General features: G+C 66.9%; 12 protein-coding genes. 2 read left to right on the plus strand and 10 right to left on the minus strand.

Going from position 1 to position 14,074, the window contains the following annotated elements; all coding sequences use genetic code 11:
* Nucleotides 1–26: 26 nt before the first annotated feature.
* Together K0H49_RS08440 and K0H49_RS08445 are read right to left on the minus strand one after the other, a co-directional pair.
* On the minus strand, nt 27–1,502 hold the full coding sequence (locus K0H49_RS08440; RefSeq protein ID WP_219211117.1) for an NAD-dependent succinate-semialdehyde dehydrogenase: 1,476 nt from the start codon (nt 1,500–1,502) through the stop codon (nt 27–29).
* Entirely contained in the window at nt 1,499–2,767 is a 1,269-nt protein-coding gene (locus K0H49_RS08445; protein ID WP_219211119.1) for a 4-aminobutyrate--2-oxoglutarate transaminase, read from the minus strand. Before K0H49_RS08445 ends, K0H49_RS08440 begins: the two co-directional genes overlap by 4 nt.
* 118 nt (nt 2,768–2,885) lie before the next feature.
* Here K0H49_RS08445 and pdxR point away from each other — a divergent pair, with 118 nt between their 5' ends.
* Nucleotides 2,886–4,379 (plus strand): MocR-like pyridoxine biosynthesis transcription factor PdxR, encoded by a 1,494-nt coding sequence (gene pdxR / locus K0H49_RS08450; protein ID WP_219211120.1) that lies wholly within the window; start codon nt 2,886–2,888, stop codon nt 4,377–4,379.
* On the opposite strand, the gene K0H49_RS08455 is transcribed toward pdxR, so the two are convergent.
* The 8 genes from K0H49_RS08455 to K0H49_RS08490 are packed head-to-tail and all read right to left on the minus strand — an operon-like array spanning nt 4,363 to nt 12,510.
* Nucleotides 4,363–4,632 (minus strand): PAAR domain-containing protein, encoded by a 270-nt coding sequence (locus K0H49_RS08455; RefSeq protein WP_219211122.1) that lies wholly within the window; start codon nt 4,630–4,632, stop codon nt 4,363–4,365. The genes pdxR and K0H49_RS08455 overlap by 17 nt on opposite strands.
* Before the next feature lie 25 nt (nt 4,633–4,657).
* A complete protein-coding gene (locus K0H49_RS08460; protein WP_219211124.1) occupies nt 4,658–6,481 on the minus strand; it encodes a T6SS phospholipase effector Tle1-like catalytic domain-containing protein in 1,824 nt (607 codons plus the stop codon).
* A 30-nt stretch (nt 6,482–6,511) separates the two neighbouring features.
* Nucleotides 6,512–7,147: a DUF3304 domain-containing protein gene (locus K0H49_RS08465; RefSeq protein WP_219211128.1), complete on the minus strand. Its 636-nt coding sequence runs from the start codon at nt 7,145–7,147 to the stop codon at nt 6,512–6,514.
* Between the two features lie 30 nt (nt 7,148–7,177).
* Entirely contained in the window at nt 7,178–7,813 is a 636-nt protein-coding gene (locus tag K0H49_RS08470; RefSeq protein ID WP_219211129.1) for a DUF3304 domain-containing protein, read from the minus strand.
* A gap of 30 nt (nt 7,814–7,843) precedes the next feature.
* Complete coding sequence (locus K0H49_RS08475; protein ID WP_219211130.1) at nt 7,844–8,437, minus strand: DUF3304 domain-containing protein; 594 nt, start codon at nt 8,435–8,437, stop codon at nt 7,844–7,846.
* A 30-nt stretch (nt 8,438–8,467) separates the two neighbouring features.
* A complete protein-coding gene (locus K0H49_RS08480; RefSeq protein WP_219211132.1) occupies nt 8,468–9,118 on the minus strand; it encodes a DUF3304 domain-containing protein in 651 nt (216 codons plus the stop codon).
* Between the two features lie 26 nt (nt 9,119–9,144).
* Nucleotides 9,145–9,924: a DUF4123 domain-containing protein gene (locus K0H49_RS08485; protein ID WP_219211134.1), complete on the minus strand. Its 780-nt coding sequence runs from the start codon at nt 9,922–9,924 to the stop codon at nt 9,145–9,147.
* Nucleotides 9,925–9,939: 15 nt separating this feature from the next.
* Nucleotides 9,940–12,510, minus strand: a complete 2,571-nt coding sequence (locus tag K0H49_RS08490; protein ID WP_257624634.1) for a type VI secretion system Vgr family protein — start codon at nt 12,508–12,510, stop codon at nt 9,940–9,942.
* Between the two features lie 164 nt (nt 12,511–12,674).
* Between K0H49_RS08490 and K0H49_RS08495 the strand changes: the two genes are divergently transcribed.
* Nucleotides 12,675–13,994, plus strand: a complete 1,320-nt coding sequence (locus tag K0H49_RS08495) for an ArgE/DapE family deacylase (protein WP_219211135.1) — start codon at nt 12,675–12,677, stop codon at nt 13,992–13,994.
* Nucleotides 13,995–14,074: the final 80 nt, after the last annotated feature.

The following is a 14,074-nucleotide window of genomic DNA, read 5'->3' on the forward strand; positions in this document are numbered from 1 at the left end:
ACCCCCTCCCTCTCGCGCGCGCCGGCTCAATCTTGCAAGCAGAGGTATTTGAGTTCCAGGTAGTCCTCGATGCCGTGGCGCGAGCCTTCGCGGCCCAGGCCCGACTGCTTGACGCCGCCGAAGGGCGCGACCTCGTTGGAGATCAGGCCGGTGTTGACGCCGACCATGCCGGTCTCCAACTGCTCGCCCACACGCCAGATGCGGCGGCGGTCCTCGGTGAACAGGTAGGCCGCCAGGCCGAACTCGGTGTCGTTGGCCATCGCGACGGCTTCGTCCTCGGTCTCGAAGCGGAAGATCGGCGCCAGCGGGCCGAAGGTTTCTTCGCGCGCCACGCGCATGGCCTGCGTCACGCCGCTCAGCACCGTGGGCTCGAAGAAGGTGCCGCCCAGCGCATGCGGCTTGCCGCCGGTGCGCAGTTGCGCGCCCTGCGCGAGCGCGTCTTCGATGTGCTGCTGCACCTTGGCGACGGCGCGCGTGTCGATCAGCGGGCCCTGCGTGACGCCGGCCTCGAGGCCGTTGCCCACCGGCAGCGCGGCCACCGCCTGCACCAGCCGCTCGACCAGCGCATCGTGGATGCCGGCCTGCACGTAGATGCGGTTGGCGCACACGCAGGTCTGGCCGGCGTTGCGGAACTTGGAGGCCAGGATGCCCTGCACGGCGGTGTCGAGGTCGGCATCGTCGAACACGATCAGGGGCGCGTTGCCGCCGAGCTCGAGCGAGAGCTTCTTGATGGTCGGCGCGCACTGCTGCATCAGCGTGCGGCCCACGCCGGTCGAGCCGGTGAAGCTGAGCTTGCGCACCACCTCGCTCTCGCACAACGCGCCACCGATGGCCGGCGCGTCGCCGGTCAGGATCTGCAGCACGCCCGGTGGCAGGCCGGCCTCGAGCGCCAGCACGCCGAGCGCGAAGGCGCTGAGCGGCGTGAGCTCGGCCGGCTTCACGACGATGGTGCAGCCCGCGGCCAGCGCCGGGCCGACCTTGCGCGTGATCATCGCGGCCGGGAAGTTCCAGGGCGTGATCGCGGCACAGACGCCGATGGGCTGCTTGAGCACCACCATGCGCTGGCCGCCGCGCTGCGGCTGCAGCACCTCGCCGTCGACGCGCTTGGCCTCTTCGGCGAACCACTCGATGAAGGAGGCCGCATAGGCGATCTCGCCCCTGGCCTCGGCCAGCGGCTTGCCCTGCTCGAGCGTCATCAGGCGACCGAGATCGTCCTGGTGCGCGACCATCAGGTCGGCCCAGCGGCGCAGCACCTGGGCGCGCTCGCGGGCGCTGCGCGCGCGCCAGGCGGGCAGCGCCGCGGCGGCGCCGGCGATGGCGCGTTCGGTTTCGGCGCGACCCATGTGGGGCACGCGAGCCAGCACCGCGCCGGTGGCGGGGTCGGTCACCTCGACCGTGCGGCCGTCGTCGGCCGCGACCCAGCAGCCGTCGATCAGGCAGGCCTGCTGCAGCAGGTCGGGACGGGCGAGGCCCAGGGTGTCGGTGGGGACGCGCGCGTTCATGCCTGCAGTGCCTCGTCGATGACGTCCAGCGCGCGGTCGAACAGCGCCTCGGGGATGGTCAGCGGGTACAGGAAGCGGATCACGTTGCCGTACATGCCGCAGCTCAGCAGCAGCAGGCCTTGCGCCAAGGCCCTGGCCTGCACGCGCTTCACGGCTTCGGCGTCGTGGGCGCCGGTGGCCGGGTCGCGCAGTTCGATCGCGACCATCGATCCCTGGGCCCGCACGTCGGCGATGGCCGGATTCGATTCCTTGGCGCCCAGCAGGCGGGCCACCAGCCTGGCGCCCAGTGCGGCGGCGCGTTCGCACAGCTGCTCGTCGGCGATCACGTCGAGCACCGCATGGGCCGAGGCCACGGCCAGCGGGTTGCCCGCGTAGGTGCCGCCCAGGCCGCCCGGCGCGGGCGCGTCCATGATCGCGGCGCGGCCCGAAACGGCCGACAGCGGCATGCCGCCGGCCAGGCTCTTGGCCAGCGTGATCAGGTCGGGCTCGACGCCGTGGTGCTGCATCGAGAACAACCTGCCGGTGCGCGCGAAGCCGCTCTGCACCTCGTCGGCGATGAACACGATGCCGTGCGCATCGCACAACGCGCGCAGGCCCTGCAGCAGTTCGGTCGGCGCGACGTTGAAGCCGCCCTCGCCCTGCACCGGCTCGATCACGATCGCGGCCACCCGCTGCGGCTCGATGTCGGTCTTGAACAGCCGGGCCAGCGCCGCCAGCGAATCCGCCGCGCTCACGCCTTCGATAGCGCTCGGGAAAGGCACGTGGAACACGTCGGCCGGGAAAGGCCCGAAGCCGATCTTGTAGGGCGCGACCTTGCCGGTCATGGCCAGCGCCATCAGCGTGCGGCCATGGAAGCCGCCGCCGAAGGTGACCACGCCCGCGCGGCCGGTGTGGGCGCGCGCGATCTTCACCGCGTTCTCCACCGCCTCGGCACCGGTGGTGAAGAAGGCCGTCTTCACCGGGCCGCTGATGGGCACCAGCGCGTTCAGCCGCTCGGCCAGCGTCACCACGCTCTCGTAGGGAACGATCTGGTAGGCGGTGTGGGTGAACTGCTTGAGCTGCGCGGCGATGGCGGCCTCGATGCGCGGATGGCGGTGGCCGGTGTTGAGCACCGCGATGCCGGCGGCGAAGTCGATGTACTCGCGCCCTTCCACGTCCCACAGGCTCGCGTTCTCGGCGCGCTGGGCGAAGAAGTCGCACATCACGCCCACGCCGCGGGGCGTGGCGGCGAGGCGCCGGGCATGGAGTTCGGTGTTGCGGGTCATGTCAAAGGTCCTGAAGGAAGTCGATGGGTGGTGCATGATTGAAAGCCGGATTGGCCCCATCGAAAAGATCCACTTCCGTTATCTTGTTGGAGCCAATCGAAAAGACCAAACCCAGACCATGAAGTCCATCTGCGCCGACCTGGTGTTGCAACGCCTGGCACCCGAGGCCGGCGCGGCGCTCAACCGCCAGCTCTACGACTGCCTGCGCGAGGCCATCCTCGACGGCAGCCTGCCGCCGTCGAGCCCGCTGCCCGCGTCACGCGACCTGGCGCGCGAGATCGGCATGTCGCGCAACACCGTGCTGCATGCCTATGCGCAGCTGCAGGCCGAGGGCTATGTGCATTCGCGTGTGGGCAGCGGCACCTTCGTCGCCGACACCGCACCCGACAATTTCCTGAGTGCGGGCCGCCCCGTCACCGCCGCCGCCGCCGCGAGTGCGCCGGTGCGGCTGTCGAAGCGCGCGCAGACCTTGCTGGCCAACGCCTCGGCCGCTCCGGTGCAGTGGGGCGCCTTCATGCCCGGCGTGCCCGACGTCACGCAATTCCCGCATCGGCAATACAGCCGCATCCTCCACCGGCTGTGGCGCGCGCCCGCGCCCGAACTGCTGACCTATTCGCACGGCGGCGGCCACCCCGCCCTGCGCGCCGCGATCGCCGAACACCTGCGCGTGGCGCGCTCGGTGCGCTGCGATGCCGACCAGGTCCTCGTGACCGAGGGCGTGCACCAGGCCATCGACATGACGCTGCGCATGCTGGTCGATCCACGCGAGACGGTGTGGGTGGAGGAGCCCGGCTACTGGGGCTTCCACAAGGTGCTGCAGATGGACGCCGCGCGCGTGCGGCCGCTGCATGTGGAAAGCGACGACGAAGGCCCCGGCGCGGGCTGGCCCAAGGGCGGCAAGCCACCGCGGCTGATCTTCGTCACGCCCTCGCACCAGTACCCGCTGGGGTCTGTGATGAGCCTGGCGCGGCGGCGCGAGCTGCTGGATTTCGCGCGCACGTCCGGCAGCTGGATCGTCGAGGACGACTACGACAGCGAGTTCCGCTTCGCCGGCCGCCCCATCCCCGCGATGCAGGGCCTGGAGCCCGACAGCCCGGTGATCTACGTCGGCACCTTCAGCAAGACGCTGTTCCCGGGCCTGCGCGTGGGCTACATGGTGCTGCCGCGCGCGCTGGCGACGCCCTTTCGCACGGCCCATGCCGACCTGTACCGCGAGGGCCATGCCATCACGCAGGCCGCCCTGGCCGAACTGATCGACCAGGGCCACTATGCCGCGCACATCCGGCGCATGCGCGTGCTCTATGCGCGCCGGCGCGCCTTGCTGGCCGGGCTGATCGGCGAGCACCTGGGGCCGGACTTTCTGCACCCGCAAGCCAGCAACGCGGGTCTGCACCTGGTGCTGCGCCTGCCGGACGGCAGCGACGACGTGGCGATCGCCCGGGCGGCGCAGGCGCGCGGCGTGCTCACGCGGCCGCTGTCGTCGTACTACCAGCGCGGCGGTGCGCAACGCGGGCTGCTGTTGGGGTTTGCGTGCGTGCAGGAAGAGCACATCGCGCCGGCGTTTCGTGTGCTGCTCGAGAGCCTGGGCGCCTCGGTCAGCCGGGCAGCGTAGAGAGCAGCCGCGCGCCGCATTCGGTCAGGTCGTCCTCGAAGGCGATCGTCTGGCCGAGATGCCGGCGCGGCGACGGCGAGGCCGACGGAAGGATCCGAAAATCACCACCGCATCGCGGGCACGTGACGAGGCATCCCTCCGCGGCAACAGGCAGGCCGCGCACCAGGATGCTGGTCAGCGCAGTCTTGACCTCGCCGCCATGGTCGGTGGGGTCGCCCAGACGAATCGCCCGGCGGTTGTTGGCGTCTTTCATGCGATGGCCTTGGGTGCGGTCCGCGTCATGCCATGCGGCGCTGGCCGCTGCCGCCTTCCTGCTGCTGTGCGTTCAGCTGGTCGTTGCCACCGCAGTAAAGCCCACGCCAGCGCACATAGCGCTGCGGCTCGGCCGCGATGTGGGCGATGTTGCCGAAGTTCAATCGCGCCCAACTGATCTGCACGCCTTCGAACTTGCCGATGAAGCCCGCGTAGGAGTCGTGCACCCAGTCGTCGAAGAAGCGCTCCAGGTCGCCGCCGACCTTCAGCGAGCGCATCTGCTCGAAGATCTCCTGCGCATGCGGGCTGAAGCCGTTGCGCACATCCTTGTCGCCGGTCAGGTTCAGGTCGAGCACCGGTGCGCGGGTGCTCAACAGCCGCACCTGCTTGTCGAAGATGCGCTCGCCCTTGCGGTAGTTGACCAGGCTCGGATCGCTCAGCCTGCCGGCCCGCTCCACGCTCGGGAGCTGCTCGAAGCGTTGCTGCATGTTCACCCGCCAGCGCCATGCAAGATAACGCAGACCATGGGCGCGCAGCGCGTCACGCACCGTCAGGCCCGCGGTCACGCCGCTGAGTTCGACAAGGTAATCGGTGACGGCCTTGCGCACCAGGGGCACGCCGACACCGTTGGTGGCCATGGCGAAGCGCTCCGCGAGCCCGAGTTGATCCGCCTCGGCAGAATCGAGTGCAATCCAGGGCGCCGACTCATGCCCCACGCAGGTCCGGCGCGCTGCCGTGTACATGTTGTTGAGCGGCAGCTGCGACAGGCGCAGCCCGTCGTCTCGCACAAGCTGCAGCATCCCGCCTTGGCTCGGCGGGACACGCGGATCGACCCATTCCGAGCGCACGCCCTTGCCCTGCTCGCCGGCCGCATAGCCACCGCCCACGTCGCTGTGTGCACCGGGATAGAACAGTTCGTCGCAGTTCGTCGGGATCACGCCCCCCGGGCCGACACCGACGCTGTCGCAGGGAAAGTTGGCGCGCAGCTCGTGCAGCGCCACGTAGTGCACGCAGTTCTTCACCGCCGCGTGGATCGGCAGGTCGCGCGCCAGGGCCCAGTCGCTGTGGCCGCTGGCGCCGAAGGCGTTGGTGAGGCCGACCGAAGACACCGTGTCGAACAGCCCCAGCATGCGCACGTAGCTGGGCACGCCGAACAACTGCCCCTGGCCGAGCAACAGCTCGTGCAGCCAGGTGACGAAGACACGCGCCTGGGCCGCGCCGCGGCTGAAACCGAAGACGTCGAGGTAGATCGCCTTGATCTTCGGGCGGGCACTGGCCTGGACCTGCTGCGCGAGCCGGGCCGCTTCGGTGCGGATGAAACGGGCGCGCAGGTCGGAATGCCCGATCAGGCCGCTGCCGAGGCCCAGGTCGGCGAGGATCGCCTGGGGCGCCGTGGGGGTGCTGCCGTCGATGGGGACGGTGGTGCGGGAGCACAGGGCCGCCAATTGCTTCAAACCAAAGCGAGCCTTGTCGCCATTCACGAAGCGATGCACCGCATTGAGGACCTGAAGGAGTCCGTACACGATGCGCTCTTCGCCGCCCGCGCCTGCGGGGGAGCCGAGCATCGGCGCTTCAAGCTCCTCGATCTCGGTGAATGGCGTGCCCACACCAGAGACGTAAAACTTGAAGCCCCCGTCCATCGGGGCATTCCTATAGGCCACCGACAACCGCGCGACATTCGTGTTGAGGCTCGGGTTCTCGATTTCCTTCTGAACGTTCGAATTGTTGTCGGTTCCATCGAAGAACAAGCCGATGTTCAACGTGAACTCGCACTCGCTCGGGTTCGTGGACGGCAACGGGCGCGGGCAACCGACGGTGGCGCTTTCGAGCGCGGTCTTGAATTGGCTCATGGTGAACTCCCTTGTAGTGTTTTTACTTTTCTATCTGACGCCCGCGGCCGGCGTCATTGGCTTCTCATCCGGCAGCGGTGCGTAGGCTGGGCCGGGCTCTCGGGGATAAGGCGGACCAGGGTATGCGGAGCCCTCCGGATAACCCGGCGCCATCCACAGTTCGACCTTGTGTCCAGGCAGGAAGTGAACGAAGAGGCCCGAGCTGTCCCCTGGCGCCACTGCGAAGTGGATCGGTACCGTTGCCTCGTGCGCTTCCAGCTTGCACCTGTCGTCTGGATTCACTTTGCGATCGTTCAGATACACGATGTGGCCGATATCGCATGTCTGCCACTTCACCGTCACCAGCACCGGCTTGGCAGGGTTTCGTGGCAGCAATACACAGCAGACGCTGCCGCCACCACCACCCCAGCCAGTGCTGTTGCCTCCTCCATATCCATTGATCGAGAACTGCGGAATGCCGATCATCTTTCCGTAGTGCCCCACCGCCGACACAGGCGCACCGATCAGGTCCGCGCGCGGCGAGAAGTCGCTCTCGACACTTGCACAGGCCGTGGCCAGGACCGCCGCAGCGAACAACGCCAGCATCCGTAGCGCAACGCGTCCAGACAGTGCACGACTCAACGTCGCAGCCTCGAGGCGTTCGAGCGCCGTCTTGAATTGGCTCATGGTGAACTCCCTTGTAGTGTTTTTACTTTCCTACCTGACGCCTGCGGCCGGCGGCATTGGCTTCTCATCCGGCAATGGTGCGTAGGCTGGACCGGGCTCTCGGGGATAAGGCGGACCGGGGTATGCGGAGCCCTCCGGATAGCCCGGCGCCATCCACAGTTCGACCCTGTGACCAGGCAGAAAATGAACAAAGAGGCCCGAGCTCTTGCCTGGCGCCACCGCGAAGTGGATCGGCACCCTTGCCTCGTGCTCTTCCGCTTTGCACTGGTCGTTCGGGTTCACGATTCGACCGTTCTCGAACTTGATATGCCCGATATCACACGTTCTCCACTTCACCGTCACCATCACCGGCTTGACAGGGTTTCGTGGCAGCAAAACGCAGCAGACGCTACCGCCCCCGCCTCCCCAGCCAGTGCTGTTGCCTCCCCCATATCCATTGATCGAGAACTGAGGAATGCCGATCATCTTTCCGTAGTGCCCCACCGCCGACACAGGCACACCGATCAGGTCCGCACGCGGCGAGAAGTCGCTCTCGACACTTGCACAGGCCGTGGCCAGGACCGCCGCAGCGAACAACGCCAGCATTCGTAGCGCAACGCGTCCTAACAGTGCACGACTCAGCGTCGCAGCTTCGAGGCTTTCGAGCGCCGTCTTGAATTGGCTCATGGTGAACTCCCTTGTAGTGTTTTTACTTTTCTATCTGACGCCCGCGGCCGGTGGCATTGGCTTCTCATCCGGCAACGGTGCGTAGGCTGGACCGGGGTCTTGGGGATAAGGCGGACCGGGGTATGCGGAGCCCTCCGGATAGCCCGGCGCCATCCACAGCTCGACCCTGTGACCAGGCAGGAAGTGAACGAAGAGGCCCGAACTCTTGCCTGGCGCCACTGCGAAGTGGATCGGCACTGTTGCCTCGTGCCATCGGTCCTCGTCCACGTTGCTGCGATAGGTCTCCCACCTCACCGTCACCATCACCGGCTTGGCAGGGTTTCGTGGCAGCAACACGCAGCAGACGCTACCGCCCCCGCCGCCCCAGCCAGTGCTGTTGCCTCCCCCATACCCATTGATCGAAAACTGCGGAATGCCGATCATCTTTCCGTAGTGCCCCACCGCCGACACAGGCACACCGATCAGGTCCGCGCGCGGCGAGAAGTCACTCTCGACGCTCGTACAGGCCGCGGCCAAACCGGCCACTACGAGCAACGTCAACGTCCTCAGCGCAGCAGGCATGAACAGCGCGAAGTTCGATATCGCGGCATTGAGACGTTCGAGCGCTTTCTTGTGTGGATGCATTCGTGAACTCCCTGTAGTGCTTTTGCTTCTCTACCTGACGCCTGCGGCCGGCGGCATTGGCTTCTCATCCGGCAATGGTGCGTAGGCCGGCCCGGGGTCTTGGGGGTAAGGAGGACCTGGGTATGCGGAGCCCCATGGATAGCCCGGCGCCATCCACAGTTCGACCTTGTGACCGGGCAGAAAGTGAACGAAGAGGCCCGAGCTGTCCCCTGGCGCCACGGCGAAGTGGATCGGCACCGTTGCCTCGTGCGCTTCCGCTTTGCACTCGTCGTTCGGATTCACGATTCGACCGTTCGCAAACTTGATATGCCCGATATCACACGTTCTCCACCTCACCGTCACCATCACCGGCTTGGCAGGGTTTCGTGGCAGCAACACACAGCAACTCGACTTGCCACCGCCTCCCCAGCCGGTGCTGTTGCCTCCCCCATACCCATTGATCGAGAACTGCGGAATGCCGATCATCTTTCCGTAGTGCCCCACCGCCGACACAGGCACACCGATCAGGTCCGCGCGCGGCGAGAAATCGCTCTCGACGCTCGTACATGCTGCGGTCACCACCGACATGACAAGCAGCGCCAGCGCTCTCCGCGCGAAACGCCAGAGCAGTGAGGCAATCCGCGCCCCCGCATGGTCACGCGCGATCGCCGTGCTGAGCGGCATCACGGATGAGCGCCCCATGGGAGGGTCTCCATGCACCGCGCCCTTCACCGGAACTTCCCCGCGGCAACCCACAGGGCGTCGGTGCGTTGCGAATTCTTCAGCACTGCCGCACCGGCCTTGAACACGCTGCGCGCAAACGCGATCAGCAGCCCGCGGTCGGCGCTTCCCCGCCGCTGCCAGTACGCAAGGCATGCCCGCGCCGTGTCGTGATTCGCCTGCACATGCTGGAGTGCCGTGGCCTCTGGCTGCAGTCCCAGCAAGGACAACAGAAGGTCGGCTTCGCCTGCCTGCATCAGGGCTTCGATCTGCGCGTCGTCAAGCCGGAAGATCGGAGGCTCGGCCACCGGCGAAAGGCGGCCGTCGTGTAAACGCAGCGTCCGCATCTGGCCGGACCGATCGTGGATCTTCCATTGCGCCATGGGCGCGGTCATGGCATCCCACTGCGCTTCGGTCAATACATCCGGCAGGTACGACAGCACACGGCAGTCGGCCACGCGCAGACCATAGGGATGACCGAGCGCATCGTAGAAGCAGGCGAAAGACCGCAAGTGTTCGGCCAGTGCGTCGAGTTCGAGCGCAGACTGGCAGATCGACACATGCAGCATGTGTGGGTATGCACGGTAGACACGCTGGATGTCCTCGAACATCGCAGGCGCCAGTGAACGAAGCTTCGACCCATCGAGAAGCAGGGGTCCGACGAGCCGAAGCGCTTCTTCCCGAGGCATCAAGGAGGCGACGCCGTCGGCTTTCGGGTCTGCGAAGTAGGTCGATGTCCCAAGGGCGCCGGCCACCATCGCGCCATCGAGAAGAACAAATTCCTTCATGTCCGAATGCCTTCCTCAAAAACGCGTGAGCGCGCTGCCAGCCTTGGCCGCTTTGAGCAGGCACGGCACGCAAACGCTGCGGGGAAGCTGCGGCAAAGGCGGCAGCAGGGCTTTCGGCCCGAAGGTCTGGTGGTCTGCCGCCCAGACGTGGTGCGCGGCGGGCGTGTAGAAGCGAAAGCCTTGCGCGTCGATCTTGAAGGCACTGCCGGCGGCTTCGAGCGAGATGCCTTCCTTGGCCTTGAGGTGTATCCAGTCGGTGGTGCTGATGAGTTCGACGGCCTTCTTGGCGATCAGTTCGATCATGTCGTCCTGCGCCTGGACCTGCACCGCGCCCTGTGCTGCGAAAAGACGGATGCCGGCTTTGTTGGCGAACAGCCGGATCGCCTCCATGGCGCTGGCCAGCAAGCTCTTGCCGCTGCCGATGCTGGTGTGGCCGGCGCTCGTTGTGGCCACGTGCGCACCCGCAGCCAGGTGCAGGGTGCCAGCGACGGTCGCGCCAAGGCCCTCGGCACTGGCCAGCACGAGATGCGGTGCTGCCATTTCGGGGAAGCGGCCCTGGTTGACATCGACACGACCGGCGCCCTGGAGTGCATCGTTCTGCGCCTTGAGCTGCCGGCTCACTTCGGCCTGGTCCTGGTCTGCATCCTGCGTCTGGTGGTGCCGTGCCAGGTCCGCCAATGCTTCATGGCGGTCGCGCGCATCGACCAGGCGTTGCAAGGTCTCGTCCATGTGCTTGACATGCGCTCGCGCACGTTCGCGCCCCTCGGTGGTGATGAGCAGGCCCTGCCGCGCGCGCACAGCGCCATGCGCATCGGTGCGCAACTCGAAGCCTTCCCCGCGCAGATCCGTTCGACCGGCGTTGTCTTCGATGCGCGCGATGTGCCCCAGGCTCAGCTGGCTGTGCTGGTGATCGCTCTTGAGCTGGACCTGGATCCTCGACGCGGTGTCGTCCAGCACGAGATGGTTGGAGCGCCCCGCCGCGGCGTTGCCGCCGTCCGGCACGAGTTCGCGGCTGCGAAAACCCGACAGTGCCGACTGGCCCGGCAGCTGCCATGGCGGCAGGTTCATCTGGTTGTGCAGTTGACCCAGGCAGAACGGCAGGTCCGGGTCGCCCCCGATGAAGTCGACGATGACCTCCTGGCCGATCCGGGGGATCTGGATGCTCCCGAGCTGGTTGCCGGCCCCGGAATAGTTCACGCGCAGCCAGCAGGTGGCGTGCTGGTTCTTTCCACCGATACGGTCCCAGGGAAACTGGACCTTGATACGGCCCAGCGCGTCGGTCCAGATGTTCTGCCCTTCGGGCCCGACGACCAAGGCGACCTGCGGTCCGTGGGTGTGCGGCTTGGGCTGGGTCAGCGCCGGGCGCAAGGGCTCGCTCATCGGATGCACCGTGAAGTCGCAGCTCACCTGCCAGCGTTGCGTGCGGCCGATGGCCGCGTCGATCCGCTGGCTGGATGCCGCGACATCCTCGATCACGAGCACGCTGTCGAGCACCAGGTACTCGGTATTGGCCTTTTGCTGAGGATGCTTTCGCAGGCGAAAGGTGCTGCCAGGCTGCATGCCCCGCAGGTTGCCACTCGCCCGGGCGCGGGCGCCATGGGTGCGCAAGGCCTGCATGCGCAGCAGCGCGAAGTTCCGGCCTTCGTCCAGCGGGTCGTTGGGCTCGCCGGTGCCGGCGCTCGGCTGCACGAAGTGGGCGCCCTCCGGGCTGGCATGCCATTGGTAGACCTCGCCCTCGGCCTGGCCCGTGGGCCGCGGATCGCTATGGCTGACGCTGAGGTCGGCCCGCGGGCGGGTGTAGTCGTAGTCGCGCGTCGTGTAGCGGCCGCTGGTGAGCCGGTGGTGCGGCACGAAGCTGCTGATGTACTCGGCATCGGTCTTCCAGCCGGGAGGGTGATAGTCGACCTCCCGATAGGCAGCGCTCGGCTGCGCCCCCAAGGCGCCCTTGTTGTCGATGAGCACCAGGCGGTGCTTGTCGTCGTCGTGCTCGAAGAAGAAATTGATCCCGTTTTCCTGGGTCAGCCGTACGAAGAAGTCGAAGTCGGACTCGTTGAACTGGGTTTGGAAATCGCGCGACGGATAGGTCGCGATGAAGCGCTTCTCCACCGAGAACGGGTAGTCGCCCAACAGCTCGTCGAGGAGCTCGGCCACGGTCTTGTTCTGGTAGATCTTGCAGTCGATCGACAGCGTCGCGAGGTACAGCCAGGGTCGCAACGTCAGCTTGTACTGGATGTCGCGGCCCTCCTCGCCCCACAGCTCGGCAGCCGTGATGAGCGCATTCACCTGCCGCACACCGGCACCCAGGCCGTCGACGGCGCGACCGACCCGGCCCGGCACGAACTGGCCCGAACCATCGAGTTCGATGCGGCAACTGATCTCGTGACCGATGAAGCTGTCGAGGTCCCAGTCGATCGCCTCGCTCGCCCCCAGGTTCAAGTCTTCGGGCGTCTTGAGCCACAACTCGTACGCGAAGAGACGATCGAGGCCCTCGCAACCCGAAAGGCGAACCGGCTCCAATGCCGGCCGGCCCGAAAACTGAGGTATGGCCACGCTCTTCACTTCGAGCGTGCGTGACAGTGCCTTCATGTCGAACTCCCTTCGTTGATCGCATCCTCGCCACTGTCTCGTGGTTCAAGGGCGCGTGGCCATTATGAAAGGGGATTCGGGCGATGTCACTTTTAGGCGCGGACGCGACAGACAGCGGCCCATTCCCAACGGTGCGAGGCATGGGCCGCTGGAAGAATGGACGCATGCAAGAAGCCCACGAAATGCTCACCGACGAAGCCGCCATCGTCGCCGCCGCTCACGCCCTGCGTGCCGAATCCGTCGCCATGCTGAGCGAACTGGTCACCCACCCGTCGCTGCTCGGCCACGAGCAGAGCGCGCAGGCCTTCATGGCCGAGGCCTTCGAGGGCCTGGGCCTGCAGGTGGACCAGTTCCAGATCGACGAGGAGAAGCTGAAGGCCCATCCCGGTTACTCGCCCTCGATCGTCTCCTACGAAGGCCGCACCAACGTGGTCGGCATCCACCGCCCGAGCGGTCCGTTCAAGGGCAATTCGCTGATCTTCAACGGCCACATCGACGTGGTGCCCACCGGCGCCGAGGTGCTGTGGACCGACGCGCCCTTCTCCGGCAAGGTCGACGGCGACCGGCTGTACGGCCGCGGCGCGTCGGACATGAAGGCAGGCATCGTGGCCTACACGATGGCCTACAGAACGCTGAAGTCGCTGGGGCTCGAGCCCGCGTCGCCGGTGTATTTCCAGTCGGTGATCGAAGAGGAATGCACCGGCAACGGCGCGCTGGCCTGCCTGGTGGCCGGCTACCGCGCGGATGCGGCCGTCATCACCGAGCCGATCGCCGAGAACGGCGTCATGACCTGCCAGATGGGCGTGCTGTGGCTGGCCATCGAGGTGCTGGGCAAGCCCGTGCATGCCTCCGTCGCGCAGACCGGCGTGGGCGCGATCGACTTCACGATGTACCTGTTCGGCGAGCTGAAGAAGCTGGAAGAAAGGTGGAACGCCCCGAGCGCGCGCTACCGCAGCTTCGCGCACCACAACCACCCGGTGAACTTCAACCTCGGCAAGATCAGCGGCGGCGAATGGGCGTCTTCCGTGCCCTCGGCCTGCCGCGCCGACGTGCGCATCGGCTTCTACCCGGACATGAAGGTCGAGAAGGCCAAAAAGGAAGTCGAGGCCGTGCTGGCGGCCGCCTACGAGGCACACCCGGCGCACACCGCGCTGAGCTACAAGATCGTCTACGAGGGCTTCCAGGCCGACGGCTGCCACGTGCCCGACGACGCGCCGATCGTCACCGCCATCTCGCAGTGCCACAAGGACATCGTCGGCATCGACCTGACACCGACCGCCTTCACCGGCACCACCGACGCGAAGTTCTTCAACCTCTACGGCGAGACGCCGGCCATCTGCTACGGCCCCTCGGGCGGCGCCAACATCCACGGCATCGACGAGTGGGTGTCGATCGACAGCCTGATGCAGACCACCGCGGTGCTGGCGGTGTTCATGGCGCGCTGGTGCGGGGTCAATCGACTGACCGCCGCCCCCAGCGCCTGAAAGGGCGAAGGCGCCGTCGCGAGCGGCCCGAGCCTGCATCGAGGATCGGCGCCGCACGCACGTGCAGTGAGGACCGCAGG

Origin of the sequence: Variovorax boronicumulans (genome assembly GCF_019352895.1) — a bacterium.
Classification (GTDB): domain Bacteria; phylum Pseudomonadota; class Gammaproteobacteria; order Burkholderiales; family Burkholderiaceae_C; genus Variovorax; species Variovorax boronicumulans_A.